The organism is Streptomyces ruber, assembly GCF_014648075.1.
In the GTDB taxonomy this organism is placed as follows: Bacteria; Actinomycetota; Actinomycetes; order Streptomycetales; family Streptomycetaceae; genus Streptomyces; species Streptomyces ruber.
This window is the reverse complement of the sequence record NZ_BMQK01000002.1, coordinates 696,763-721,626: the sequence shown is the minus strand read 5'-3', so window position 1 is coordinate 721,626 and position 24,864 is coordinate 696,763. Positions and strand designations below refer to the sequence as shown.

Annotated in this window: 23 protein-coding genes; 15 read left to right on the top strand and 8 right to left on the bottom strand. The window is 72.9% G+C overall.

The window, feature by feature from the left end:
- The first annotated feature begins 40 nt into the window (after positions 1–40).
- From IEZ04_RS07635 to pssA, 8 genes are all read left to right on the top strand, one after another.
- Positions 41–859, top strand: a complete 819-nt coding sequence (locus tag IEZ04_RS07635; RefSeq protein ID WP_189215911.1) for a TetR family transcriptional regulator — start codon at positions 41–43, stop codon at positions 857–859.
- A gap of 340 nt (positions 860–1,199) precedes the next feature.
- Positions 1,200–2,537 (top strand): crotonyl-CoA carboxylase/reductase, encoded by a 1,338-nt coding sequence (gene ccrA / locus IEZ04_RS07630; protein ID WP_189215910.1) that lies wholly within the window; start codon positions 1,200–1,202, stop codon positions 2,535–2,537.
- A 9-nt stretch (positions 2,538–2,546) separates the two neighbouring features.
- Complete coding sequence (locus IEZ04_RS07625; RefSeq protein ID WP_189215909.1) at positions 2,547–4,559, top strand: ethylmalonyl-CoA mutase; 2,013 nt, start codon at positions 2,547–2,549, stop codon at positions 4,557–4,559.
- The gene (locus tag IEZ04_RS07620; RefSeq protein ID WP_189215908.1) at positions 4,556–5,530 is read left to right on the top strand and encodes an HpcH/HpaI aldolase/citrate lyase family protein; all 975 of its coding nucleotides are present in this window, start codon (positions 4,556–4,558) and stop codon (positions 5,528–5,530) included. The genes IEZ04_RS07625 and IEZ04_RS07620 overlap by 4 nt, the downstream gene beginning before the upstream one ends.
- 5 nt (positions 5,531–5,535) lie before the next feature.
- Positions 5,536–6,048 carry a MaoC family dehydratase gene (locus IEZ04_RS07615; RefSeq protein WP_189215907.1) on the top strand — a complete coding sequence of 171 codons (513 nt, stop codon included), beginning with the start codon at positions 5,536–5,538 and terminating at the stop codon, positions 6,046–6,048.
- A 2-nt stretch (positions 6,049–6,050) separates the two neighbouring features.
- A complete protein-coding gene (locus IEZ04_RS07610) occupies positions 6,051–7,256 on the top strand; it encodes an acyl-CoA dehydrogenase family protein (RefSeq protein ID WP_189215906.1) in 1,206 nt (401 codons plus the stop codon).
- Positions 7,257–7,437: 181 nt separating this feature from the next.
- Positions 7,438–8,094 (top strand): phosphatidylserine decarboxylase, encoded by a 657-nt coding sequence (locus tag IEZ04_RS07605; RefSeq protein WP_189215905.1) that lies wholly within the window; start codon positions 7,438–7,440, stop codon positions 8,092–8,094.
- Positions 8,095–8,152: 58 nt separating this feature from the next.
- On the top strand, positions 8,153–8,935 hold the full coding sequence (pssA, locus tag IEZ04_RS07600) for a CDP-diacylglycerol--serine O-phosphatidyltransferase (protein WP_189216051.1): 783 nt from the start codon (positions 8,153–8,155) through the stop codon (positions 8,933–8,935).
- A gap of 77 nt (positions 8,936–9,012) precedes the next feature.
- Here pssA and IEZ04_RS07595 read toward each other — a convergent pair whose 3' ends face one another.
- The gene (locus tag IEZ04_RS07595) at positions 9,013–10,131 is read right to left on the bottom strand and encodes a glycerate kinase (protein WP_189215904.1); all 1,119 of its coding nucleotides are present in this window, start codon (positions 10,129–10,131) and stop codon (positions 9,013–9,015) included.
- A 116-nt stretch (positions 10,132–10,247) separates the two neighbouring features.
- Positions 10,248–10,496 carry a hypothetical protein gene (locus tag IEZ04_RS07590; protein ID WP_189215903.1) on the bottom strand — a complete coding sequence of 83 codons (249 nt, stop codon included), beginning with the start codon at positions 10,494–10,496 and terminating at the stop codon, positions 10,248–10,250.
- Positions 10,497–10,685: 189 nt separating this feature from the next.
- Here IEZ04_RS07590 and IEZ04_RS07585 point away from each other — a divergent pair, with 189 nt between their 5' ends.
- The 4 genes from IEZ04_RS07585 (at position 10,686) to IEZ04_RS07570 (ending at position 15,641) form a co-directional block, all read left to right on the top strand.
- Positions 10,686–11,753, top strand: a complete 1,068-nt coding sequence (locus IEZ04_RS07585; protein ID WP_189215902.1) for an ADP-ribosylglycohydrolase family protein — start codon at positions 10,686–10,688, stop codon at positions 11,751–11,753.
- A 112-nt stretch (positions 11,754–11,865) separates the two neighbouring features.
- Positions 11,866–14,634 carry a polyprenyl diphosphate synthase gene (gene uppS / locus IEZ04_RS07580; protein WP_229820882.1) on the top strand — a complete coding sequence of 923 codons (2,769 nt, stop codon included), beginning with the start codon at positions 11,866–11,868 and terminating at the stop codon, positions 14,632–14,634.
- Between the two features lie 41 nt (positions 14,635–14,675).
- Positions 14,676–15,179: an NUDIX domain-containing protein gene (locus IEZ04_RS07575; protein WP_189215901.1), complete on the top strand. Its 504-nt coding sequence runs from the start codon at positions 14,676–14,678 to the stop codon at positions 15,177–15,179.
- Between the two features lie 117 nt (positions 15,180–15,296).
- Positions 15,297–15,641, top strand: a complete 345-nt coding sequence (locus tag IEZ04_RS07570; protein WP_189215900.1) for a GNAT family N-acetyltransferase — start codon at positions 15,297–15,299, stop codon at positions 15,639–15,641.
- A 144-nt stretch (positions 15,642–15,785) separates the two neighbouring features.
- Here IEZ04_RS07570 and IEZ04_RS07565 read toward each other — a convergent pair whose 3' ends face one another.
- From IEZ04_RS07565 to IEZ04_RS07555, 3 genes are all read right to left on the bottom strand, one after another.
- Positions 15,786–16,223 carry a hypothetical protein gene (locus IEZ04_RS07565; protein ID WP_189216063.1) on the bottom strand — a complete coding sequence of 146 codons (438 nt, stop codon included), beginning with the start codon at positions 16,221–16,223 and terminating at the stop codon, positions 15,786–15,788.
- Between the two features lie 38 nt (positions 16,224–16,261).
- Complete coding sequence (gene ctaD / locus IEZ04_RS07560; protein WP_428838043.1) at positions 16,262–17,941, bottom strand: aa3-type cytochrome oxidase subunit I; 1,680 nt, start codon at positions 17,939–17,941, stop codon at positions 16,262–16,264.
- A 243-nt stretch (positions 17,942–18,184) separates the two neighbouring features.
- On the bottom strand, positions 18,185–19,900 hold the full coding sequence (locus IEZ04_RS07555; RefSeq protein WP_189215899.1) for a sensor histidine kinase: 1,716 nt from the start codon (positions 19,898–19,900) through the stop codon (positions 18,185–18,187).
- Positions 19,901–20,188: 288 nt separating this feature from the next.
- On the opposite strand from IEZ04_RS07555, the gene IEZ04_RS07550 reads away from it, so the two are divergent.
- Both IEZ04_RS07550 and IEZ04_RS07545 read left to right on the top strand, forming a co-directional pair.
- Positions 20,189–20,359, top strand: coding sequence for a hypothetical protein (locus IEZ04_RS07550; protein WP_189215898.1), 171 nt, complete (start codon positions 20,189–20,191; stop codon positions 20,357–20,359).
- Positions 20,356–21,048, top strand: a complete 693-nt coding sequence (locus tag IEZ04_RS07545) for a hemerythrin domain-containing protein (protein WP_189215897.1) — start codon at positions 20,356–20,358, stop codon at positions 21,046–21,048. Before IEZ04_RS07550 ends, IEZ04_RS07545 begins: the two co-directional genes overlap by 4 nt.
- A gap of 81 nt (positions 21,049–21,129) precedes the next feature.
- Here the strand turns inward: IEZ04_RS07545 and IEZ04_RS07540 are convergent, their stop codons facing one another.
- Positions 21,130–22,161 carry a 2-hydroxyacid dehydrogenase gene (locus tag IEZ04_RS07540; protein ID WP_189215896.1) on the bottom strand — a complete coding sequence of 344 codons (1,032 nt, stop codon included), beginning with the start codon at positions 22,159–22,161 and terminating at the stop codon, positions 21,130–21,132.
- A 253-nt stretch (positions 22,162–22,414) separates the two neighbouring features.
- Here IEZ04_RS07540 and IEZ04_RS07535 point away from each other — a divergent pair, with 253 nt between their 5' ends.
- Positions 22,415–22,882, top strand: coding sequence for a pyridoxamine 5'-phosphate oxidase family protein (locus IEZ04_RS07535; RefSeq protein WP_189215895.1), 468 nt, complete (start codon positions 22,415–22,417; stop codon positions 22,880–22,882).
- Here IEZ04_RS07535 and IEZ04_RS07530 read toward each other — a convergent pair.
- Positions 22,879–23,385: an O-acetyl-ADP-ribose deacetylase gene (locus tag IEZ04_RS07530; protein WP_189215894.1), complete on the bottom strand. Its 507-nt coding sequence runs from the start codon at positions 23,383–23,385 to the stop codon at positions 22,879–22,881. The two genes, IEZ04_RS07535 and IEZ04_RS07530, sit on opposite strands and share 4 nt — an antisense overlap.
- Positions 23,382–24,848 (bottom strand): phytoene desaturase family protein, encoded by a 1,467-nt coding sequence (locus IEZ04_RS07525; RefSeq protein WP_189215893.1) that lies wholly within the window; start codon positions 24,846–24,848, stop codon positions 23,382–23,384. The genes IEZ04_RS07530 and IEZ04_RS07525 overlap by 4 nt, the downstream gene beginning before the upstream one ends.
- Between the last annotated feature and the right edge of the window lie 16 nt (positions 24,849–24,864).

Sequence of the window (24,864 nt, the reverse complement as noted above, 5' to 3'; positions counted from 1 at the left end):
ACCTGCACACTCCTTCGCACACATGCAGTACGTTCAGGGCATGTCCCAGGCCGCGAAGTCCTCACGTACACCAGCCACGTCCGACGCTCCGGAGAGCGCCGCGGGCAGCCGTGCCGCCGCGCAACGCCTCAAGATGCGCCGGGAACTGGCGGCCGCGGCCATGGAGCTCTTCGCGACGAAGGGGTACGAGGCGACCACCGTCGACGAGATCGCCGCGGCGGCGGGGGTGGCCCGCCGCACCTTCTTCCGCCACTTCCGCTCCAAGGAAGAGGCGATCTTCCCCGACCACGACGACACCCTGGTCCGCGCGGAGGCGGTGCTCAACGCCGCCCCGGCGCACGAGCACCCGCTCGACACCGTGTGCCGCGGCATCAAGGAGGTCATGCGGATGTACGCGGCGCAGCCGGAGATCTCCGTGCAGCGCTACCGGCTCACACGGGAGGTCCCCACCCTGCGCGAGGCCGAGATCGCCTCGGTGGCCCGTTACGAGCGGCTCTTCACCCGGTACCTGCTGGGCCACTTCGACGAGCACGCGCACGACGACGACGCCAACGACGACCCGCTGCTGGCGGAGGTCGCCGCGTCGGCGGTCGTCACCGCGCACAACCACGTGCTGCGGCGCTGGCTGCGGGCCGACGGGCAGGGCGACGTGGAGAACCAGCTCGACCACGCCTTCGCGATCGTCCGCAGAACGTTCGGGACGGGCATCGGCGCGGGCCGCACGGCCGCGCCGCAGCCCGCCGCCCCGTCCCCGGCGTCCGTCGCCTCGCAGGGCGAGGTGCTGGTGACGGTGGCCCGGACGGACGCCCCGCTCGACGACATCATGCGGACGATCGAACAGGCGCTGCGGGACCGCTGAGGCGTCGTCGTGCGGACGGCCACCCCGTGGGGTGGCCGTTTTTCATGTCCCAGCCGGCCGCCACTGATCGATCATCGCTCATCTGTCGAGTAAAGATTTCATCTGAGCTCATTATTTGGCACGCAGTGCCTTGTCACCTGTCACGCCGTGCCATACGTTGATGTTGTCCGGGCGGCCGGCGTGCACGAACCCGCGCCGCACGTCGGCTGTCCCCGCGAGCCCCCATGGCGAGCGCGCCCGGACGCCTGCGTCACAGGCACCCTCCGCGCCACGAAGCGCTGCCGCACCACCCCCGCCGAACCGACGGCATCCCTCACACATCTCGCCGGAAGGCACCACCGTGAAGGACATCCTGGACGCCATCCAGTCGCCGGACGCGACGCCCGCCGACTTCGCCGCCCTGCCGCTGCCCGAGTCGTACCGCGCGGTCACCGTGCACAAGGACGAGACGGAGATGTTCGCGGGCCTCGCCACCCGCGACAAGGACCCCCGCAAGTCGATCCACCTGGACCGGGTGCCGGTCCCGGAACTCGGCCCGGGCGAGGCGCTGGTGGCCGTCATGGCCTCCTCGGTCAACTACAACTCGGTCTGGACCTCCATCTTCGAGCCGCTGCCGACCTTCGGTTTCCTGGAGCGCTACGGCCGGCTCAGCGAACTCGCCGCGCGCCACGACCTGCCGTACCACATCATCGGCTCCGACCTCGCGGGCGTCGTCCTGCGCACCGGCCCGGGCGTGCACGCCTGGCACCCCGGTGACGAGGTGGTCGCGCACTGCCTGTCCGTGGAGCTGGAGTCGAGCGACGGGCACAACGACACGATGCTCGACCCGGAGCAGCGGATCTGGGGGTTCGAGACGAACTTCGGCGGCCTGGCGGAGCTGGCGCTCGTGAAGTCCAACCAGCTGATGCCGAAGCCGGACCACCTGAGCTGGGAGGAGGCCGCCGCTCCGGGCCTGGTGAACTCCACCGCGTACCGGCAGCTGGTGTCACGGAACGGCGCCGGCATGAAGCAGGGCGACAACGTGCTCATCTGGGGCGCGAGCGGCGGCCTCGGCAGTTACGCCACGCAGTTCGCGCTCGCCGGCGGCGCCACCCCCATCTGTGTCGTGAGCAGCGACCGGAAGGCCGAGATCTGCCGGGCCATGGGCGCCGAGGCGGTCATCGACCGCACGGCCGAGGGCTACCGGTTCTGGAAGGACGAGGACCACCAGGACCCGCGCGAGTGGAAGCGGTTCGGCAAGCGCATCCGCGAGCTGACCGGCGGCGAGGACGTCGACATCGTCTTCGAGCATCCGGGCCGCGAGACCTTCGGCGCCAGCGTCTACGTCACCCGCAAGGGCGGCACCGTCGTCACCTGTGCCTCGACCTCCGGCTACCGCCACGAGTACGACAACCGCTACCTGTGGATGTCGCTGAAGCGCATCATCGGCTCGCACTTCGCCAACTACCGGGAGGCCTGGGAGGCCAACCGGCTCATCGCCAAGGGGAAGATCCACCCGACGCTGTCGAAGGTGTACCCGCTGCACGAGACCGGCCAGGCGGCGCACGACGTGCACCGCAACGCCCACCAGGGCAAGGTCGGCGTCCTGTGCCTCGCCCCCGAGGAGGGGCTCGGCGTCCGTGACGCGGAGAAGCGCGCGCGGCACATCGACGCCATCAACCGCTTCCGGAACGTCTGAGAGCCACAGATGACAGGCCGCCAGAAAGACCGTCCGTGGCTCATGCGCACCTACGCCGGCCACTCCACCGCCGAGGCCTCCAACGAGCTGTACCGGCGCAACCTCGCCAAGGGCCAGACCGGACTGTCCGTCGCGTTCGACCTGCCGACGCAGACGGGGTACGACCCCGACCACGTCCTCGCGCGCGGGGAGGTGGGCCGGGTCGGGGTGCCGGTCTCGCACCTCGGGGACATGCGCCGGCTGTTCGAGGACATCCCGCTGGAGCGGATGAACACCTCGATGACCATCAACGCCACGGCCATGTGGCTGCTGGCGCTCTACCAGGTGGTCGCCGAGGAACAGGGCGCGGACGTCGCCCGGCTGCAGGGGACGACCCAGAACGACATCGTGAAGGAGTACCTGTCCCGGGGCACGCACGTGTTCCCGCCGGGGCCCTCGCTCCGGCTGACCACGGACATGATCGCGTACACGGTCTCCCGCATCCCCAAGTGGAACCCGATCAACATCTGCAGCTACCACCTGCAGGAGGCCGGGGCCACCCCGGTCCAGGAGATCGCGTACGCGATGTCCACCGCGATCGCCGTCCTGGACGCGGTGCGCGACGGCGGGCAGGTGCCGCGGGAGCGGATGGGCGACGTCGTCGCCCGGATCTCCTTCTTCGTGAACGCGGGCGTCCGCTTCGTCGAGGAGATGTGCAAGATGCGCGCCTTCGGCCGCATCTGGGACCGCGTCACGCGGGAGCGGTACGGCATCACGGACGTGCGGCAGCGGCGGTTCCGGTACGGCGTCCAGGTCAACTCCCTCGGGCTGACCGAGGCGCAGCCGGAGAACAACGTCCAGCGCATCGTGCTGGAGATGCTGGGGGTCACCCTCTCCAAGGACGCACGCGCGCGTGCCGTGCAGCTCCCCGCCTGGAACGAGGCGCTGGGCCTGCCCCGGCCCTGGGACCAGCAGTGGTCGCTGCGCATCCAGCAGGTCCTCGCCCACGAGAGCGACCTGCTGGAGTACGAGGACATCTTCGACGGCTCGCACGTCGTCGAGGCGAAGGTGACCGAGCTCGCCGGGGACGCGTGGGACGAGATGGACCGCATCCGGCAGATGGGCGGCGCGCTGGCCGCCGTGGAGTCGGGCTACCTGAAGTCGCGGCTGGTCGCCTCGCACGCCGAGCGCAGGGCCCGGATCGAGTCCGGCGAGGAGAAGATCGTCGGCGTCAACGTCTACGGGACGACCGAGCCGAACCCGCTGACGGCCGATCTGGACACCGCCGTCCACACGGTCGACCCGGCGGTCGAGGACCGGGTGGTGCAGAGCCTGCGGGACTGGCGGGACACCCGCGACGGGCGGCGCTCCCGGGACGCGCTGGAGCGGCTGAAGGAGACGGCGCGGGGCACGGAGAACCTGATGGCGGCCACCCTGGAGTGCGCCCGCGCCGGGGTCACGACCGGCGAGTGGGCCGGGGCCCTGCGCGAGGTGTTCGGCGAGTACCGCGCGCCGACCGGGGTCTCGTCCGCGCCGGTCGCGGTCGCCGCCGAGGAGGGCACCGCGCTGGCGGAGGTGCGCCGCCGGGTGCGCCTCACCGCCCGTGACCTGGGCGTCGGCAAGCTGCGCTTCCTGGTCGGCAAGCCGGGCCTGGACGGGCACTCCAACGGCGCCGAGCAGATCGCCGTGCGGGCCCGTGACGCCGGGTTCGAGGTGGTCTACCAGGGCATCCGGCTGACGCCCGAGCAGATCGTGGACGCCGCCCTCGCCGAGGACGTGCACGCGGTGGGCCTGTCCGTCCTGTCCGGCTCGCACGCGCGGCTGGTGCCGGACGTGCTGGAGCGGCTGCGCGAGGCCGGCGCGGGCGACATCCCAGTGATCGCCGGCGGGATCATCCCGAACGGCGACGCCCGGCGGCTCAGGGCCGCGGGAGTGGCCGCCGTCTTCACCCCGAAGGACTTCGACATCACCGGAATCATCGGCCGTATCGTCGACGAGATCCGGAAGGCGAACAAGCTCGACCCCTTGGAGGTCCCCGCATGACCAGCCCTGTTCCACAGGTGAACCGGCTCCGCCCGCGCCGCTCGTGCCTGGCCGTGCCGGGCAGCAACCCCCGCTTTCTGGAGAAGGCCCAGGGTCTCCCGGCCGACCAGGTGTTCCTCGACCTGGAGGACGCGTGCGCCCCGCTCGCCAAGCCGGAGGCGCGGCACACGATCGTGAAGTTCCTCAACGAGGGCGACTGGACCGGCAAGACGCGGGTCGTGCGGGTCAACGACTGGACGACGGAGTGGACGTACCGCGACGTCGTCACCGTCGTCGAGGGCGCCGGGCAGAACCTGGACTGCGTCATGCTGCCGAAGGTGCAGGACGCGCAGCAGATCGTGGCGCTCGACCTGCTCCTCACCCAGATCGAGAGGACGATGGGCTTCGAGGTCGGCCGGATCGGCATCGAGGCGCAGATCGAGAACGCGCGGGGCCTGAACAACGTCGACGAGATCGCCGAGGCGTCGCAGCGCCTGGAGACGATCGTCTTCGGCCCGGCCGACTTCATGGCCTCCATCAACATGAAGTCGCTGGTCGTCGGCGAGCAGCCGCCCGGCTACCCGGCGGACGCCTACCACTACATCCTGATGAAGATCCTGATGGCGGCCCGTGCCAACGACCTCCAGGCGATCGACGGCCCCTACCTGCAGATCCGCAACGTCGACGGTTTCCGCGAGGTCGCCGGCCGTGCCGCCGCGCTCGGCTTCGACGGCAAGTGGGTGCTGCACCCCGGCCAGGTCGAGGCCTCCAACGAGATCTTCTCGCCCTCGCAGGAGGACTACGACCGGGCGGAGCTGATCCTGGACGCGTACGCGTACTACACGTCCGAGGCGGGCGGCAAGAAGGGCTCCGCGATGCTCGGCGACGAGATGATCGACGAGGCCAGCCGGAAGATGGCGCTGGTCGTCGCGGGCAAGGGCCGGGCCGCCGGCATGCAGCGCACGTCCAGGTTCGAAGCCCCGGAGGCCTGACCGCCATGCAGTTCGGACGCACCTACGAGGAGTTCGAGGTCGGGGCCGTCTACAAGCACTGGCCCGGGAAGACGGTCACCGAGTACGACGACCACCTGTTCTGCCTCCTCACCATGAACCACCACCCGCTCCACCTGGACGCCAACTACGCGGAGCGGACGACGGACTTCGGCAGGAACGTGGTCGTCGGGAACTACGTCTACTCCCTCCTGCTCGGCATGTCCGTCCCGGACGTCTCCGGCAAGGCCATCGCCAACCTGGAGGTCGAGTCGCTGAGGCACGTGGCGCCGACCTTCCACGGCGACACGGTGTACGGGGAGACGACCGTGCTGGACAAGTGGCCGTCGAAGTCGAAGGGCGACCGCGGGATCGTGTACGTGGAGACCAGGGGCCACAAGCAGGACGGCACGCTGGTCTGCGTGTTCCGGCGCAAGGTGATGGTGCCGACGGAGTCGTACGTCAAGGAGCGGGGCGGCGAGCAGCCGGGCCGTCCTCAGCCGAAGCAGCAGGAGAGGTAGCCATGGCCCGACTCGCCCAGACGTACGGACTGACGGACGTGCAGCAGGAGATCCTCGCGACCGTCCGGGACTTCGTGGACAAGGAGATCCTCCCCGTCGCGACCGAGCTGGAGCACCGCGACGAGTATCCGCAGCGCATCGTCGACGGGCTCAAGGAGCTGGGCCTGTTCGGGCTGATGATCCCCGAGGAGTACGGCGGTCTGGGCGAGTCCCTGCTCACGTACGCGCTGTGCGTGGAGGAGATCGCCCGCGGCTGGATGTCCGTCTCCGGCATCGTCAACACCCACTTCATCGTGGCCTACATGCTCAGGCAGCACGGCACGGAGGAACAGAAGGAGCACTTCCTGCCGCGGATGGCGCTCGGCGAGGTGCGGGGCGCCTTCTCCATGTCGGAGCCGGCGCTGGGCTCCGACGTGTCCGCGATCACGTCGAAAGCAGTCAAAGACGGTGACGATTACGTCCTGAACGGTCAGAAGATGTGGCTGACCAACGGTGGAACGTCCACGCTCGTCGCCGTTCTGGTGCGGAGTGACGAAGGACACCCGCGGGATGCGCCCCCGCACCGGTCGATGACGACGTTCCTGGTCGAGAAGGAGCCCGGGTTCGGGGAGGTCCGCCCCGGTCTCACCGTTCCCGGGAAGATCGACAAGATGGGCTACAAGGGCGTCGACACCACCGAGCTCATCATGGACGGACTGCGCGTACCGGCCGATCGGGTGCTCGGCGGGACCACCGGCCGAGGGTTTTACCAAATGATGGACGGCGTGGAGGTGGGCCGGGTCAACGTGGCCGCGCGCGGCTGCGGCGTGGCCCGGCGCGCGTTCGAGCTCGGCATCCGGTACGCCCAGCAGCGGCACACCTTCGGCAAGCCGATCGCCCAGCACCAGGCCATCCAGTTCAAGCTCGCGGAGATGGCCACCAAGGTGGAGGCCGCCCACGCGATGATGGTGAACGCGGCCCGCAAAAAGGACTCCGGGGAACGAAACGACCTGGAGGCGGGGATGGCGAAGTACCTCGCATCCGAGTACTGCAAGGAGGTCGTGGAGGACGCCTTCCGCATCCACGGCGGCTACGGTTTCTCGAAGGAGTACGAGATCGAGCGCCTCTACCGGGAGGCGCCGATGCTGCTGATCGGTGAAGGTACCGCCGAAATCCAGAAAATGATCATCGGTCGGCGACTGCTCGAGGAGTACCGCTTCGAAGGATAGATGTCGCGTTCGTGGCGGTTTAGGGGTGTTTTCTTCGAGAAGAAGATCACACCCCGTCAACCGTTCCGGGGCGCCGACTCGGCTTCCTGGCTTGCCCAGTTGTGGCCCGCGCCCGGTACGATCCGATAGAAAGCCGCCGTCCCCCGTTCATGCGCGGCATCATCCGCTACGAAGGTCATCCATGCCCCACAGCCAAACCCCTGCACCTCGCGATCGCCAGGCCGGCGTACGTCTTGCGCGCGGAGCATCGCCGTGGCTCATCCCGACCGTGGCCACCGCAGCCCTCAGCCTCGCCCGCGCCCGCCGCTCGGGCGTCGCGAAGGCCGTGGCCGTGCCCACCACCGCGCTCGCGGCGGGCATGCTGTGGTTCTTCCGCGACCCCGAGCGCGAGATCGCCCAGGGTCGGGTCATCTCGCCCGCCGACGGCGTGGTGCAGAGCATCATGCCGTGGAAGGACGGGCGCACCCGCGTCGCCATCTTCATGAGCCCGCTCAACGTCCACGTGAACCGCGCCCCGCTCTCCGGCACGGTCACCTCAGTCGAGCACATCCCGGGCGGGTTCGTTCCGGCTTTCAACAAGGAGAGCGAGAACAACGAGCGCGTCGTCTGGCACTTCGACACCGAGCTCGGTGACATCGAGATGGTACAGATCGCCGGCGCCGTCGCCCGCCGTATCGTTCCGTACGTGCCTCAGGGCACCAAGGTGGAGCAGGGAGACCGGATCGGCCTGATCCGTTTCGGTTCCCGAGTCGACATCTACCTCCCCGAAGGTGTCGAGGTCGCCGTCGAGGTCGGTCAGAAGACCGTGGCTGGGGTGACTCGCATTGACCGTGATTGATCCCGATACGAAGCCGGGCTGGGCGCCCGAGGCGGTCGAGGACGAAGAAGAGGAGGAGATGCCGCTCTCCCTCCGTCTCTCGATAGCGGACACCCTCACGCTCGGCAACGCCACGTGCGGCTTCATGGCGGTGTACTTCACCACCACCGGCATCCTGATCCCGCACCTCCAGGGCAGCCAGGAGACCGGCATGGCCCGCCACAGCGCGGCCACGGCGGTCATCCTGATGCTCTGCGCGGCGGTCTTCGACCTCTTCGACGGCCTGGTGGCGCGCAAGCTGCGTTCCTCACCGATGGGCGCGGAGCTCGACAACCTCTCCGACCTGATCAGCTTCGGTCTGGCGCCGGCGTACTTCGTGCTGGTCTACGGCATGGTCGCGGACGACGCGCACCAGCGGGTCGCGGCCGTCGGGGCCATCGTGGTGCTGCTGGCGGTGGTGCTGCGGCTCGCGCGGTTCAGTTGCGTGACGGTGAAGGACGGCACCTTCCAGGGCATGCCCTCGCCGTTCGGCGCGCTCACCGTCGTCTCGATCGTGCTCCTCGAGCTGCCCTTCGTGGCGACGCTGCTGGCGATCCTCGGCACGGCGTGGCTGATGGTGAGCCGGGTGGAGTACCCGAAGCCGCGGGGCCCGCTCGCCGTGGCGATGCTCTCCTGGATCGTCACCTCCATGGGCCTGCTGGCGGCCTGGGCCTTCGACGCCCCCGGCGGCCAGCTGCTGCTGCAGACCGGCTGCGCCCTGCAGCTCGTGCTGGGCGCGGTGATCCCGCTCTTCGCCACGGCCCGGCGGGTGAACAACTTCCGCGACAACCGGCGCGAGGCGCGCGCGGCGCAGCTGCCGTAACGCGGACGGGAACGAGACACGGGTGTGGGCCCGAGCCTTCCGGCTCGGGCCCACACCCGTGTCCGGCCGTTCCCCGCTCAGCTCAGGAAGTCCCGCGCGATCCGTTCCGCCACGTCCTCCAGGATCGGGCCCGCCTCGGCGATGCACCGCCCGACGTCCGGCTCGACGTCGGTGAGCGGATAGGCGCGGCGGATGCCGGCCCGGGCGAGCGCGTCCGGGGCCAGTGCCAGACGCCCGCAGACCGCGACGACCTCCTTGCCGGCGGCCCGCGCGGCGGCTGCGACCCCCGCGGGGGCCTTGCCGTGCAGGGTCTGCTCGTCGAGGGAGCCCTCGCCGGTGATCACCAGCGTGGCCCGCTCCAGCGCCGGCGCGAAGCCCAGGACGTCGAGCATGACCTCGATGCCGGGCCGGAAGCGGGCACCGAGGACGAGCGCGCCGTAGCCGATCCCGCCGGCGGCGCCGGCCCCGGGCGCGAGGGCGTACTCGGCGGCCTCGGGGCCCGTCGCCCGCTCCAGGACCTCCGCGTAGCGGCACAGCGCCGCGTCGAGCACCGCCACGTCCTCCGGGCCCGCCCCCTTCTGCGGCCCGTACACGGCGGGCGCGCCCTTGGGACCGGTCAGCGGGTTGTCGACGTCGCTCGCGAGCACGAACCCGATGCCGGCGAGCCGGGGGTCGAGCCCGGACAGGTCGGCGGTCGCCAGCTCGCGCAGCCCGCCGCCCCCGGGCCCGACCGGCTTCCCGTCCGCGTCCAGGAAGCGCGCCCCGAGCGCGGCGAGCATCCCGGCGCCGCCGTCGGTGGTGGCGCTGCCGCCCACGCCGAAGACGATCGTCGTGGCCCCGGCGTCGAGCGCGGCGCGCAGCAGCTCGCCCGATCCGTACGTGGACGCGGTGAGCGGTGCGAGGACGCCCCCGGGCAGCCGCTGCAGGCCGCTGGCCTCGGCCATCTCCACCACGGCGGTGCCGTCGCGCAGGGCGTACGCCGCCGTGACGGGGTCGCCGAGCGGCCCGGCGACCGTCGTCTCGCGCCGTTCGAAACCGGCCGCGACCGCCGCGGCCACGGTGCCGTCGCCGCCGTCGGCCACGGGCAGCGCCTCGACGGCGATCCCGGGTACGACCCGGCGCAGTCCCGCGGTGATCCGCTCGGCGACCTGTACGGCGGTCAGCGAACCCTTGAACTTGTCAGCGGCTATCAGCACGCTCACCTTGCATCCCCTCGCTCCTCGGGCCTTGCGCACGTCAAGGCAGTCGCGCCGCTGCGACCTTAACCGCAGGGGGGTGCCGCTGCCCAGGGCTGCCGCGTCCGGCCCGGGGCTCACTCCGGGAGGGCCTCGCCCCGGGAGTGGTCGTAGATCTGATGCGCCGTGGGACCGTTGCCACGCCTGATGGTGATGTGTTCCAGCACGTCCTCCAGGATGTCGTAGTCCCCGGTCAGGACGGTCACGTCACCGGTCTCGACGACGGGCGCGGGCGGCTTCGCGTGCGCGGGGACGGCGTGGACGGCGGGGAGGAGGACGGTGAAACACGAGGCGGCGAGCACGAGCGCACGGCGCAGCTTGTTCATGACTCTCCTGGGGAGGCGAGGGGAACCAAGCGGACGTGCGGCAGTAAACCAGACGAACATCTCATGCTGGTGCGGAAGCGGACCAAGGTTGACGCCTCGGTCGCCCGTGGGTTGACGCGGGCGAGGCCTCCGGCCCGGGCGGGCGCACGCGGTCGCCCCGAACGGGCGCGCCGGGGGTATGACTGGAACATGACCCTTGAGGGCACCGAACTCGCCGACCGCGTCCTCGGCGGCTGGCTGGGCCGGATCGCGGGCAACATGCTCGGCAAACCGGTCGAGCGCGGCGACCACTGGACGCGGGAGCGCATCGACCGTTACCTGCGGCGGGCCGGCGCCCTGCCGCTCACCGACTACCTCCCGGAACCCGCCGACGAGAGCGACGAACTCGGCTTGCGCCCCGAGTGGCGCGCCTGTGTCCGCGGCCGGGTCGACGGCAGTTGCCGCGACGACGACGTGGACTACGCGATCCTCGGCCTGGACCTGCTGGAGAGGCACGGCTTCGGCTTCACCACCGAGCAGGTCGGCGAGCTGTGGCTGCTGCGGCTGCCGTACCTCCAGACGTTCACGGCGGAGCGGGCCGCGTACCGCAATCTCACGGCCGGCCTCAAACCCCCGCTCACGGCCACGTACGACAACCCGTACCAGGAGTGGATCGGCGCCCTCATCCGTGCCGACATCCACGGCTGGACGCATCCCGGCGACCCCCGGCGCGCGGCGGCGTCGGCGCGCCGGGACGCGGTGCTCTCGCACACCGGGAACGGGGTGTACGGCGCGATGTGGGCGGCGGCGCTGATCGCGGACGCGTTCACCGCGCCGGACGCGCGCCACGCCGTCGAGGCGGCCCTCATGGTGATCCCGGCGGGCAGCCGCCTCGCCCGCGCCGTGCGCCGGGTGCTCTCCCTGCACGAGGCCGGGCTCGGCTGGGCGGAGACGCTGGACACCCTGTCCGGGGAGACCGCCGGGCTGGGCTGGATCCACACGGTGCCGAACGCCGCGGTGCTGACGGCCGGACTCCTGTACGGCGACGGGGACTTCACCAGGACGGTCGCCCTCACCGTGCGCGGCGGGCTCGACACCGACTCCAACGGCGCGACGGCGGGCTCGGTGGCCGGCGTGCTGTGCGGGGCGGGGGCGATACCGCCGCAGTGGACGGAGCCGTTGCGGGACACGGTGCGCAGCGCGGTGTTCGGCTTCGACGGGGTACGGATCAGCGAACTGGCCGAGCGGACGGTGCGGCTGGCCGGGCCGGAGGGGTGACCGGGGCCGGGCGGCTGCTCCCGTCCGGGCTCGAACTGATGGCGCGTCGCTGTTTCGAGCGGTCGTCACGGGCGTCGCGACACCGCCGTGCGCGTACTTCGTTGGCCAGCCCGTGACGGCCGAGGAGCGGGAACGGTGGCGCGGTGGTGCCGGGCGGCTGCGAGGGGACGACGGGAGCGCCGTGAGCCACTGGTGGCGGTGTCTGCGTACGGCGGTCCGGTACGCGGTGCGGGAGCAGGCGCGCAACCGTGCGGCGCTGGTGCCGGCGGTGCTGATCGTGCCGCTGTGGCTGGGACTGGCCCATCTGGTGCTGCCCGCGGACCCGGTGCGGTTCCCGCTGCGCGCGGCGGACCGCACGGTGCGGCTCGCCGCGAACGAGGTCGCCGGGCTGTCGGGGGCGCTGCACTCGCTCACCCTGGTCGTCGGCTTCATGATGTTCCTGTCCACCAGCCGGTGCGCGGTCTTCTACGGGCACCTGGCCAGGGCCGGCTGCCCACGTGCCTGCCTGGCGCCGGCCCAGGGTTCCGTGCTGCTGCTGTGGGCGGTGTCGGCCGCCGGGTACGCCACCGCGTGGGTGTGCGTCTTCGGGCGGCCGGAGCGGATCGACGTGCCGGCGCTCGCGCTCGCGCTCTGCGTCGGTGCCCTGGTCTACGGCGCCGCCGGCGTCCTGCTGGCCTCGGTGACGCGCAGCGAGGCGGCGGGCCTGTTCATGGTGACGTCGGTCGGGTTCGTCGACCTGACCCTGCAGAACCCGGTCGCCGGCCCCTGGGCGGACGCCCCGCTGCTGAGCCTGCTGCCGGCGTACGGCGCGATGCAGTCCGCCGTCGCGGCCGTCGGTACCGGCGGCACCCCGTGGCGGCACCTGCTGCTGGGGATGGGCTGGGCGGCCGCGCTGTCCCTGGCCGGGCTGCTCGTCCCGGCCGTGCGCGCCCGCGGCCGCGGGGGTCCGCCGGCCACGCGGGGACGCGCACGTGACGGCGGTGCGCGGGAACGTTCGCCCGGCGACCGGATGCGGGGCGGCTCGGTGCGGGCCGGGGGCGTGCCGGGGCAGGTCCGCGCCGTGAGCGAACCGCCGCCGGCGCCGCCCGCCGTCGTACGGGTGCCGTGGCGCCGTCCGGGACCGGGGCGGGTCTACCGGGCGGCCGGGATCACCGACCCGGCGGTGCGCGCCGGGTACGAGGCCTGCCGTCGGCTGGTGCGGGATTCGGGCCGGCTGGACCGTGCGGTCGGCCTGCTCCTCCCGGCGGGGCTGCGGCCGCTGCTGTGGGCGGTGCACGGCCACGCCCGGACCGTCGACGCCCTCGCCGGCGCCCCGGACGACACCCCGCGGCGGCGCGCGGAGCGGGTGGCCGCGCACAGCCGGGCCCTGGAGACCGAGCTGCGGCGCGGCCACAGCACCGACCCGGTGCGCGCGGCGCTGGTCGACGCGGTCTGGCGGTGGGACCTGCCGGGGGACGGGCTGCCGGTCACGGCCGCCGGGCACCGGACCGACACGACGCGCGAGACCCGCCTGCTCACCTGGGCGGACTGGCAGGCGTACGGGGACAGGCTGTCGTTCCCCTTCGGGATCTCCCGGCTGCTGGCCCTGCTCACCGGCCCGGGGCTGTCCCTCACCGCCGCGGACGCCGACGCGCTGCGCCGCTGGGGCGACGCCCACCGCCTCGTCGGCGCCCTGCGCGAGCTGTGCGAGGACGCCCGGCAGGGCTCCGTCGAGCTGCCGCACGACGTGCTGGACGAGTACGGGGTGACCGCCGACGACCTGCGGCGGCCACAGCGGAGCGAACGGGTCACCGCCCTGGTGCGCGCCCTGGCGGACCGGGCCGACGCGTGGCTGGCGCAGGCCGCGCGCCTCGGTGCCCAGCACCCGCCGGCGGCGGCGGCCTGGCGCACGCTCGTGGCGCTGCAGCGGCTCGAACTCGACGGGCTGCGGCGCCGTCCGCGAGGGCTGCGGCGCACGGCGGACCACGTCCGCTTCCAGTGCCTGCTGCTGGGCGGCCGGCTGCGTGTCGCCCGGGCCTGGCGACGCGCGCGGACGGCGGCCGTCGCACCTCCCGCTCCCCCGCCGCTCCCCGTGCCCCGGCCCGCCCCGGCGGACCCCCCGGCCGCCCGTGCCGTCCCGTTGCCGCCCCTGCCGCATCCGGACGGCGTCCGGCCGCCCCGGCTGCCCGCCCACCGGCTGCCCCGGCACGTGGCGATCGTCATGGACGGCAACGGACGCTGGGCCGCCGACCGCGGGCTGCCCCGCGGCGAGGGGCACGGCGCCGGCGGGCGGGCCCTGCGCGACATCGTCCACGGCGCGCTGGAGATCGGCCTGCCCTGCCTGAGCGTGTACGCGCTGTCCACCGAGAACTGGTCCCGCACCACGGCGGAGACCGAGAACATCCTGCGCGCGCTGCGGACCGGGCTGGACCTGCGCACCGAGGAACTGTGGCGGCGCGACGTGCGGTTGCTGTGGTCCGGCTCGGCCGACGGACTGCCCGCCGACGTGGTGCGGGACCTGCGGGAGACGGTGCACGCCACCCGGGACCGCGCCGGCCTCACCCTCAACCTGTGCTTCAACTACGGGGGCCGCGACGAGATCGCCCTCGCGGCCCGGGCGCTGGCCCGGCGGGCGGTGCGCGGTGAGCTCGCCCCCGACCGGATCACCGCCCGGCACGTGGGCCGCCATCTGCACCAGCCCGAGCTGCCGGACGTCGACCTGCTGGTGCGTACGGCCGGGGAGCGGCGCACCTCGGACTTCCTGCCCTGGCAGGCCGCCTGCGCCGAGCTGGTCTTCCTCGACACCCTGTGGCCCGACGCCGACCGCACGCACCTGTGGGACGCCGTGCGCGCCTATACCGGCCGGGAGCGCCGCTCCGGCTCCGCCGGGACCGGCCGGTGAGCGGGAGGTGGGCCGCCGCCGTGGCTGGATACCCTTTCCCGATGACCACCTCGAACACCACCCAGGACTTCGCCACCTACATCGCGGGCCTCCCCCGCGTGCTCGCCGGCGCCGCCGCGCTCTTCCGGGACGCCGAGGGGCGGGTGCTGCTCGTCGAGCCGAACTACCGGGAGGGCTGGGCGCTGCCCGGCGGCACGGTCGAGTCGGACGACGGGGAGAGCCCGCGCCAGGGCGCGCGGCGCGAGACCGCCGAGGAGATCGGCCTCGACATCGAGCTGGGCCGGCTGCTCGCGGTGGACTGGGTGACCGGTCCCGGGCGCCCGCCGCTGGTGGCGTACCTGTACGACGGCGGTGTCCTCGGCGAGGACGACCTCGCGGCGATCCGGCTGCAGGAGGAGGAGCTGCTGTCCTGGCGGCTCGCCTCGCACGAGGAGCTGGCCGAGCTGCTGCGGGGCTCGCTCGGCCGCCGGGTCGTCGCCGCGCTGGAGGTGCTGGCGGAGGGCTCGGGGACGGTGGAGCTGGAGAACGGCTACCGGGTCGGCTGAGGCGCGGTCGCTCGGGGGCCGGACCGGGCCCCGGACGCGGACGACGTGGCCGGAGGGGCGGCGGCGCACCGCGGCGCGTTCGGTTCGGCGCGGGTCACCGCCGAGCGTCGTGCCCGTATGAGGCGCATCTGGCCCTACCGTCCCGAAACCGATCTCGTCGTCGTCTCCCCCGGCGGTGACGTCGTCGCCTACCGCCAGGGCCGGTACGACGAGGCGGCCGGCGTGGGTGAGTCCGAGCCGGTCGGCACCCGTCCGGACCACCGACGGCCGGGCCTGGCCCGTGCCGTCTGCACCGCCGTGCTGCACGCCTTCGCCGACGCGGGCGGGCGCCGCGCCGTCGTCCGGTGCCGCCGGGACGCCGCGTGTCCCGTGCCGAAGCGGCTGTACGGGTCCCTGGGGTTCGTTCCCCGCACCCGTACCCGTACCTACGTCGCGGGAGAGATCCGGCACGGACCCGCGTAGCCGTACGGGACCGGTGGTGCCTGGACGGGACCGGTCCGGGGACGCTCGACCGTAAGCGCCCCCGGACCGGCCTTTCTGCCGCCCTGGAACAGTCCCCACGAAGTCCAGGGCGACGACCGGGCCCGCGGTCGTGATCCGCGGGGGTCAGTCGGGGCCGCCGGCCAGCAGGACGGTCGCGGCGGCCGTGAGGGCCAGGAACGATGCCGACAGGACCCAGGCGACGAACACCGCGGCGGCGTGGGCCGGTGCGGGTACCGCCCGCCCCACCGGTCCCAGGTGCGCCCACCGCCGTCTCTCCTCGGCCTGTTCGCGTGCGTGCTGCCGGCGGGAGCACACCCGCAGCCCGGCGGCGGCGGTCAGGCCCGCCGCCGTCACGGCCGTGCCGGTCCACGGCACGGGCGTGAGCAGCAGGACACCGACGGCCGCGACCGTGCCCCACGCGACGAGGCACGCGAGGGCCGCCAGCCGCTGCGACCGGGGCCGGTCGGCACCCGCCCGGACGTCCGCCACGGCGGGCAGGTACCAGACGCTGCCGGAGGCGCACAGCGCGGCGGTTCCGAGGGCCAGGACACCGTTGGGCATGATCCGCTCCCCTTCCCCTTCCGTTCCGCTCCGCCCGCTCAGTTCCGTGCCCCGTCGAGCTCGGTGTGCCGTGCCGCGTCGAGTGCGGCGACCTCCGGATGGTGCAGGTCGAACGCCGGGGACTCGGAGCGGATGACGGGAAGGCGGACGAAGTTGTGCCGCGGGGGCGGGCAGGAGGTCGCCCACTCCAGCGACCGGCCGTAGCCCCACGGGTCGTCGGCGTCGACCTTCCTGCCGTACCTGGCGGTCCGCCAGACGTTGTAGAGGAACGGCAGGATCGACAGACCGAGCAGGAAGGAGCCGATCGTGGACAGCATGTTCAGGCCGGTGAAGCCGTCGGCGGCGAGGTAGTCCGCGTACCGGCGCGGCATGCCCTCGATGCCGAGCCAGTGCTGGACGAGGAAGGTGAGGTTGAAGCCGACCGTCAGCGTCCAGAAGGTGATCCTGCCGAGGCGTTCGTCGAGCATCCGGCCCGTCCACTTCGGCCACCAGAAGTGGAAGCCGGCGAACATGGCGTACACGACCGTGCCGAAGAGCGTGTAGTGGAAGTGGGCGACGACGAAGTACGAGTCGGAGACGTGGAAGTCCAGCGGCGGGGAGGCCAGGATCACGCCCGTGAGCCCGCCGAACAGGAACGTCACCAGGAAGCCGGCCGCCCACAGCATCGGTGTCTCGAAGGACAGCGAGCCCCGCCACATCGTGCCGATCCAGTTGAAGAACTTCACCCCGGTCGGGACGCCGATCAGGAACGTCATGAAGGAGAAGAAGGGCAGCAGCACGCCACCGGTGGTGTACATGTGGTGCGCCCACACCGTCACCGACAGACCGGCGATGGCCATGGTCGCCGCGACCAGTCCCATGTAGCCGAACATCGGCTTGCGGGCGAAGACCGGGATGACCTCGCTGACGACGCCGAAGAACGGCAACGCCAGGACGTACACCTCCGGATGGCCGAAGAACCAGAACAGGTGCTGCCACAGCAGGGCGCCGCCGTTGGACGCGTCGAAGACGTGGCTGCCGAACCGGCGGTCGCACTCCAGGGCGAAGAGGGCCGCGGCGAGCACCGGGAAGATCATCAGGACCAGTACGCCGGTGAGCAGGACGTTCCAGGTGAAGATCGGCATCCGGAACATCGTCATGCCGGGGGCGCGCATGCAGATGATCGTGGTGATGAAGTTGACCGCGCCGAGGATGCTGCCGAAGCCCGAGAGCGCCACGCCCATGATCCACATGTCGGCGCCGATGCCCGGCGAGAACACCTCGTTCGACAGCGGCGCGTACAGGAACCAGCCGAAGCCGGCGGCGCCCTGCGGGGTGAGGAAGCCGCCCGCGGCGATGAGCGAACCGAACAGGAACAGCCAGTAGGCGAGCATGTTCAGCCGGGGGAAGGCGACGTCCGGGGCGCCGATCTGCAGCGGCATCAGCCAGTTGGCGAAACCGGTGAACAACGGCATCGCGAACAGCAGCAGCATGACCGAGCCGTGCATCGTGAACGCCTGGTTGAACTGCTCGTTGGACACGATCTGCGTGCCGGGGCGGGCGAGTTCGGCCCGCATCACCAGGGCGAGCGCACCGCCCACCAGGAAGAAGGCGAAGGCCGAGACCAGGTACATCGTCCCGATCCTCTTGTGGTCGGTGGTCGTCAGCCACTCCACCACGACGCCTCTGGTCCGCGCCCGGACGACCGGCTCCGCTCCACTGCCGCCGGCCACCGCCACGGCGCCCCGTTCACTCTCCGGGCGCTGTTGGCCGTACGCGTGATTGACGTCCACCTGGACGCGACCTCCACCTCTGGTACCGAACTCGATCAGCCGGGAAGGACCAGATGACACGCGGGGGAAGCGGTCCTTCCCGGCTGCGACTCATGCTCGTCCGCGGTGCTGGGCGTCGACAGGGCCGAACGGTCCCGCGCTTCCGGGGGCCGAAGGTCCCGGCCAGGGGTGGAGCGGGCGGCGAGGGTGTCAGCGGTCCGTGACCGGCACCCGCCACACCAAGGTGGTCCCCCCGTCGGGCGGACGGGTCAGCTCCAGTGTGCCGCCGAGCTGCTGGGCCCTCTCGGCCATGTTGCGCAGCCCGCTGCGGCGGCCGCCGGCCGGGACGCCCACGCCGTCGTCGGACACCTCCAGCCGCACGCTGCGGCCGTCGGTCTCGAGCGTGACCTCGGCCCGGCTCGCCCGCGCGTGCCGGGCGACGTTGGTCAGGGCCTCGGAGAGGACGGCCACCAGGTGGTCGGCGGTCTCCTTCGGCACATGGGTGTCGAGCAGGCCGCCCATCCGCAGCCCGGCCGCGAACCCCAGCACGGGCGCGGCCTCGCCGACCACGCGCACCGCCCGCGCCCGCAGGCCGGGCCCGGCGGACTCGTCACGCGAGCGCAGCCCGAAGATGGTCGACCTGATGATCTTGATGGTCTCGTCCAGGTCGTCCACCGCGCGCAGCACGCGCTCCGAGGCCTCCGGGTGGTCGATGAAGCGGCCCGCGCTCTGCAGCGTCATGCCGGTCGCGAAGAGCCGCTGGATCGCCAGGTCGTGCAGGTCCCGGGCGATCCGGTCACGGTCCTGGAGCACGGCGATCCGCTCCGCGTCCCGGCGGCGCTCGGCCAGCTCCATCGTCACCGCGGCCTGCGCGGCGAAACCCCGCAGCGGCTCGTTCTCCTTCTCGGAGAACGCCGTCCGGCCCGTCTCCCGGACCAGCAGGACGACACCCCGTACGCCGTCGCCGGTGCCGATGGGGACGGCCACGGCCGGACCGAGCCCCGAGAAGCGCGGCGGCCCGGCGCGGACGAGCCCGTCGCGCGCGACGTCCGTGCTGGAGACGGGCACCGCACGGGAGAACGCCTCGCCGATCAGGCCGCTGTCCGCGGGCAGTACCAGCCCGCGGTGGGCCTCGGCCTCCCGCCCGATGGCCAGTTCCACCGTGAGGGAGCCGGTGTCCGCCATGGGCACCGCCACCACGGCCAGCGCCGCCCCGGTGATCTCCCTGGCCCGTTCGGCGATCAGCGCGAGGACCTCGCCGCGGTCGCTGCCGGACATCAGGCTGTGGGTGATCTCCGCGCTCGCCCGCAGCCAGCGCTCGCGCAGCCGGGACTCCTCGTACAGCCGGGCGTTGTCGATCGCCACACCGGCCGCCACCGCCAGGGTGGACAGCACCGCCTCGTCCTCTTCGTCGAACTGCGCCCCGCCGCGTTTCTCGGTCAGGTACAGGTTGCCGAAGACCTGGCCCCGCACCCGGATCGGGACGCCGAGGAAGGTGTGCATCGGCGGGTGGTGGGCCGGGACGCCGTACGAGGACGGGTGCTCGGAGAGTCTCGCCAGCCGCAGCGGCTCCGGGTGGCGGATCAGCTCCCCCAGGATGCCGTGCCCCTCCGGGTAGGGGCCGATCCTGGCGATCTGCTCCTCGGTGATGCCGACCGTGAGGAAGTCCGACAGTCCCCTGCCGTCCGGGCCGATGACGCCCAGCGCGGCGTACTCGGCGTCCACCAGCACCGCCGCGGCCTGCACGATGCCGCGCAGCGCCTGCTCCAGGTCCAGCTCCCGGCCCACCGAGAGGACCGCCTCCAGCAGGCTGTGCACCCGGTCGCGCGTGCCGCGGGCCGCGTCCAGGCGGGCCTGCAGCTCTTCCAGCAGCTCGTCCAGCCTCAGCTGGGGCAACCGTATGCGGGCCTCCCCGGAGCTTCCCACCAGTGATCCTCCGCACTTCCTCGACGTGCCCCGACCGGCCGTTCCCGACCCGGTCACGGTAGCGGTCCGCCGGAAGGGGACGGTACCGGGGCGGGGCCGGGTGTTCCCCCCGCCGGGGCCGGGCGGCCCCCGGCCCGGGACGTGGGGCACGGAGGAGCCGGGACGGCAGGGGCACCGTACGACCTCCGGATCGAGGGGACGAGGGGATCGAGGGGACCGGGGGGATTGACCTCCCGCTTCCGTGGTGACTCGCCACCACGCACCACCGACACAGGTAAGGAGTCCGCCATGTCCGAAGCGAAGGACCAGGACAAGAGCCACCCCCTGGAGCAGGTCACGGGAGAGCGGGACGTCCACCCGGAGGAGGAGGGCCGCCCGAAGCCCGGCGGACAGCCGACGCGGAGCGGTGACGAGGGCAAGTCGCGGGGTGACGGCCCGGCGGCCGGAAAGACGTCATGACCCTGTCCATCGCCGGGCGGAGTGCTGCCGAGCTGGGGGGCGAAGGCAGCATTCTGCTGAGGCAGCGCCGCGACCACGTCGAGCTCGACCGGCTGATGAACGCCTGGCTCGCGGCCGACGCGACGGACCCGCACCGCGAGCGGCTCTGGCAGGACATCGTGCAGCTGGTCTTCAGCCACGCCTTCGCGGAGGAGACCGTCCTGTGGCCCCTGCTGCGGCACGTCACCCGCACGGGCGAGCGGCTCACCGCCCGGGTGGAGGAGGAGCACCAGGCCATCAACGGCCTGATCGCGAAGATGGAGCGGGCCGGCCGGGACGACCCGCGGCGCGAGGCGTGGGCCCAGGAGGCCTTCGCCCTCATACGCGAGGACATCCGCGACGAGGAGGACGAACTCCTGCCGCGTCTCCGCGAGACCCTGAGCGACCGGCGGCTGCGCCGTGTCGGCGCCGCCTGGGAAGCCGTACGCCGCACCGCGCCCACCCACCCGCACCCGGCCGTCCCCCGGCGCCCGCCGGGCAACGCCGTGCTGGGGGTGCCGCTGAGCGGCTTCGACCGGCTGCGGGACCTGGCACCGGTGGACAGCCCCGCCGCCCGCCGCGCCGCGTCGGCCGCCGGCACGCTGCTCGTCGCTTCGGCGGCCGCGCTGCTCGTGCGGCGCGCTCTCCGGCGACGACGTCCCGGTACCTGAGCCGCGTGCCCGCCCCCGCCGCGCCCATGGACCCGGTGGCGGCGCACCCCGCGCCTGCCTCGGCCGCCAACCGGGTCCGCCTCAGACCGCTCCCGGGTCCGCCTCGGGCCGTCCCACGAGGACGTTGTCGTCACCCGTACGGCCCGCGAGGTAGGCGTCGACGTCGGCCGCCGTCGTCTCCGCGATCCGGCCGACCGCGTCGCGGGTGAAGTACGCCTGGTGCGAGGTGACCAGGACGTCGGGGAAGGTCATGAGCCGGGCGAGCCGCTCGTCGGTCATCACCTCCAGGGACTTGTCGAGGAGGAACACGCCCGCCTCCTCCTCGTACACGTCGAGGCCGACCCCGCTCAGCCGCCCCGCGCGCAGGGTGGCCAGCAGGGCGTCGGTGTCGACGAGGCCGCCGCGGCTGGAGTTGACCAGGACGGCGTCGTCCTTCATCAGGGCGAGGGCGGCGGCGTCCACCATGTGGTGCGTGTCCGCCACCAGCGGGACGTGCAGGCTGACCAGGTCGGACTCCGCGAACAGCCGCTCGCGTCCCACATACTTCATGCCGAGGGCGAGGCAGTCGGGGTCCTCGGTGATGTCCCAGCCCAGCAGCCGCATTCCGAAGCCGTGGGCGATCCGGGCGAACGCGGCGCCGATCCTGCCGGTGCCCACCACCCCGGCCGTCCGGCCGTGCAGGTCACGGCCCATCGGACCGTCCAGCCGGAAGTCGAACTCGCGGGTGCGGTGGGCGGCCCGGACGATCCCGCGGTCGACGGCGAGCGCCAGCGCCCAGGCGAACTCGGCGACCGAGTGCGGTGAGGAGTACGAGACCCGGGCCACCGTCAGGCCCAGTTTCCCGGCGGCGGACAGGTCGATGCTGTTGTAGCCGGTGGAGCGCTGGGAGATCATCCTGGTCCCGCCCTCCGCCAGGGCCCGCAGCACCCGCGCGTCCAGGCGGTCGTTCACGCCGCTGAGCACGACCTCGTGGCCGGCGGCGGTGGGCACCGTGTCCGCGTCCAGGAACAGCCGCAGACAGCGCAGCTCATGACGGCCGGCGCACCTCCGGCCGAACGCCTCCCGGAGCAGGGCCTCCTCGTCCGCGAGGACGCCGTACGCGACGGTCTCCACGTGCTCTCCCTCCCCGGGCCGGACGGTCACCGTCGCACCGAGCGCCCGCACGCCGACCGGCTCCGTCGTGCGAGATGCTTCCCGTCCCCGGGCCGCGGGGCCAGGGCCGAACGGCCCTACCGCCGGTGCCGCCGCGAGCCGTCCAATGAGCTGACCCAGCCTGCCCGTGGCCCGTGGCGGACGCCTCCGACGGCCGCGGCGGCCCCCTCGGCCACCGGTCCCGCACCGCGCGACGAACCCCTACGGACACACCATGAAGGTCAACAGCTTCCCGTCCCCCGCCGTCGGACCACGGCGGAGCGTGGCACTCGACGACTGCGAAGCCCTGCGCCTGCTCGGCAGCGTCTCCCTGGGGCGGATCGTCTTCACCCGGCAGGCGCTCCCGACCGTCCGTCCGGTCAACCACGTCCTCGACGACGGCGGCATCGTCATCCGCACCCACGAGGGCTCGGCCCTGACGTCGCACACCCGGCACGGGGAGGGCTCCGGGGTCGTCGTCGCCTACGAGGCCGACGCCATCGACCCGGCCACGCACCTCGGCTGGAGCGTGGTCGTCACCGGGTACGCCCGTCTGGTCACCGACCCGCGGGAGCTGGCCCGCTACCGGGCACTGCTCCATCCCTGGGTGGAGCGGACCATGGACTACGCGGTCCGCATCCGTCCCGATCTGGTCACGGGGATCCGGCTCACGGCCGCGGACGGACCCGCGGGCCGGGCTTAGAGCCGCGCGGCGAACGCCGCGTGGGCCCGCTCGTCGAAGAGCACGAACGTGACCCGTTCGACCTCCGTCTCCGTGGCCCGCACCGTGTCCACCGCGATGCGCGCGGCGTCCTCCAGCGGCCATCGGTAGACACCCGTGGACACGGCGGGGAACGCGACCGTGCGGGCGCCGAGTCCGTCGGCGACGCGGAGGGACTCGCGGTAGCAGGAGGCGAGCAGCGCGGAGCGGTCCTCGTCCGCCGAGAACACCGGGCCCACGGTGTGGATGACCCAGCGTGCGTCCAGCTCGCCGGCCGTGGTGGCGACCGCCTGGCCGGTGGGCAGGCCCCGGCCGTACCTCGATGCGCGCAGGGCACGGCACTCGGCGAGGATCGCGGGGCCGCCCCGGCGGTGGACGGCGCCGTCGACGCCCCCGCCGCCGAGGAGCGAGGAGTTCGCCGCGTTGACGATGGCGTCGGCGGACTGCCGGGTGATGTCGCCCTGGACCAACGTGAGGGTGGTCATGCGCGCTTCTCCGTCCGCTCCCCGGCCACCCGCTCCCCGGCCGCGCGGCCGGCGGGTGTCCGGTGCAGGTGCCGCCACACCGCCTTGGCCGCGTTGTGCCCCGGCATGCCGTGCACCCCGGGACCCGGCGGGGTGGCGGACGAGCAGAGGAAGACCGCCGGGTGCGGGGTGTTGTAGGGGAAGAGGGAGAGCTTGGGGCGGAGCAGGAGCTGCAGCCCCGACGCGGCGCCGCAGGCGATGTCGCCGCCGACGTAGTTGGCGTTGCGGGCGGCGAGCTGCGGCGGTCCCGCGGTGGCGCGGGCGAGGACGCGGTCGCGGAAACCCGGTGCGAAGCGCTCCAGCTGGCGTTCGATCGCGTCGGTGAGGTCGCCGGACCAGCCGTTCGGGACGTGGCCGTAGGCCCAGAAGACGTGCTTGCCGTCGGGGGCCCGGGTGGGGTCGACGGTGCTGGGCTGCACGGTGATCAGGAAGGGCACCTCGGGGGCGCGGCCCGCGCGCGAGGCCGCGTGCAGGGCGGTGCCGATCTCCTCGTGGTCCGCGGCGACCTGCACGGTGCCCGCGGCGCGCGCCTCCTTCGCCGTCCACGGCACGGGACCGTCCAGCGCGTAGTCGACCTTGAAGACGCCGGCGCCGTAGCGGTACGACTCGTAGTGGTGCCCGAAGCCCGCGATCCGGGCCAGGGCGGCGGGTGAGGTGTCGAAGACGTACGCGCGCGCGGGCGGCAGGTCGTCCAGCCGCTTGACCTCGTAGTCGGTGTGGACGGCGCCGCCGAGGTCCTTCAGGTACGCGGCGAGCGCGTCGGAGAGGGACTGGGAGCCGCCGCGCACGACCGGCCAGCCGCGCGCGTGCGCGGCCAGTGCGAAGACCAGTCCGACGGCGCCGGTGGCGAGTCCGTCGAGGGGCGCGATGACGTGGGCGACGAGTCCGGACAGGAGGGCCTTGGCGCGCTCGTCGCGGAAGCGGCGCAGCAGCCAGGTGGCGGGCGGCAGCCCGGCGAGGCCGAAGCGGGCGAGGGTGACCGGGTCGCGGGGCAGCGCCGTCGACGGCAGCGACATGAAGTCCCGCAGCAGGGTGTCCCACCGGGGCACGAAGGGCTCGACGAGCCTGCGGTAGGTGCCCGCGTCACGCGGCCCGAACGAGGCCGCCGTCTCGGCGACCGACCGGGACAGCACCGCGGCCGTGCCGTCGGTGAACGGGTGCGCCATCGGCAGGTCGGCGTGCAGCCATCGAAGCCCGTACCGGTCGAGCGGCATCGTCCTGAAGACGGGTGAGTTGACGCCGAGCGGGTGCGCGGCCGAGCAGGGGTCGTGCCGGAAGCCCGGCAGGGTGAGCTCCTCGGTGCGGGCTCCTCCGCCGACGGTGCCGCACGCCTCGAACACGGCCACGGAGAAGCCGCGGCGGGCCAGTTCCACGGCGGCCGTCAGTCCGTTCGGGCCCGCACCCACCACGACAGCGTCCAGCATCGCCGGCACCTCTCGA

Excerpts from the sequence above, each read along its gene's own strand:
- IEZ04_RS07635 (WP_189215911.1), top strand. The coding sequence starts at position 41 with ATGTCCCAGGCCGCGAAGTCCTCACGTACACCAGCCACGTCCGACGCT.
- IEZ04_RS07625 (WP_189215909.1), top strand. The coding sequence starts at position 2,547 with ATGACAGGCCGCCAGAAAGACCGTCCGTGGCTCATGCGCACCTACGCC.
- IEZ04_RS07620 (WP_189215908.1), top strand. The coding sequence starts at position 4,556 with ATGACCAGCCCTGTTCCACAGGTGAACCGGCTCCGCCCGCGCCGCTCG.
- IEZ04_RS07615 (WP_189215907.1), top strand. The coding sequence starts at position 5,536 with ATGCAGTTCGGACGCACCTACGAGGAGTTCGAGGTCGGGGCCGTCTAC.
- IEZ04_RS07610 (WP_189215906.1), top strand. The coding sequence starts at position 6,051 with ATGGCCCGACTCGCCCAGACGTACGGACTGACGGACGTGCAGCAGGAG.
- IEZ04_RS07605 (WP_189215905.1), top strand. The coding sequence starts at position 7,438 with ATGCCCCACAGCCAAACCCCTGCACCTCGCGATCGCCAGGCCGGCGTA.
- pssA (WP_189216051.1), top strand. The coding sequence starts at position 8,153 with ATGCCGCTCTCCCTCCGTCTCTCGATAGCGGACACCCTCACGCTCGGC.
- IEZ04_RS07590 (WP_189215903.1), bottom strand. The coding sequence starts at position 10,496 with ATGAACAAGCTGCGCCGTGCGCTCGTGCTCGCCGCCTCGTGTTTCACC.
- IEZ04_RS07585 (WP_189215902.1), top strand. The coding sequence starts at position 10,686 with ATGACCCTTGAGGGCACCGAACTCGCCGACCGCGTCCTCGGCGGCTGG.
- IEZ04_RS07575 (WP_189215901.1), top strand. The coding sequence starts at position 14,676 with ATGACCACCTCGAACACCACCCAGGACTTCGCCACCTACATCGCGGGC.
- IEZ04_RS07570 (WP_189215900.1), top strand. The coding sequence starts at position 15,297 with ATGAGGCGCATCTGGCCCTACCGTCCCGAAACCGATCTCGTCGTCGTC.
- IEZ04_RS07565 (WP_189216063.1), bottom strand. The coding sequence starts at position 16,223 with ATGCCCAACGGTGTCCTGGCCCTCGGAACCGCCGCGCTGTGCGCCTCC.
- IEZ04_RS07550 (WP_189215898.1), top strand. The coding sequence starts at position 20,189 with ATGTCCGAAGCGAAGGACCAGGACAAGAGCCACCCCCTGGAGCAGGTC.
- IEZ04_RS07545 (WP_189215897.1), top strand. The coding sequence starts at position 20,356 with ATGACCCTGTCCATCGCCGGGCGGAGTGCTGCCGAGCTGGGGGGCGAA.
- IEZ04_RS07535 (WP_189215895.1), top strand. The coding sequence starts at position 22,415 with ATGAAGGTCAACAGCTTCCCGTCCCCCGCCGTCGGACCACGGCGGAGC.
- IEZ04_RS07530 (WP_189215894.1), bottom strand. The coding sequence starts at position 23,385 with ATGACCACCCTCACGTTGGTCCAGGGCGACATCACCCGGCAGTCCGCC.
- IEZ04_RS07525 (WP_189215893.1), bottom strand. The coding sequence starts at position 24,848 with ATGCTGGACGCTGTCGTGGTGGGTGCGGGCCCGAACGGACTGACGGCC.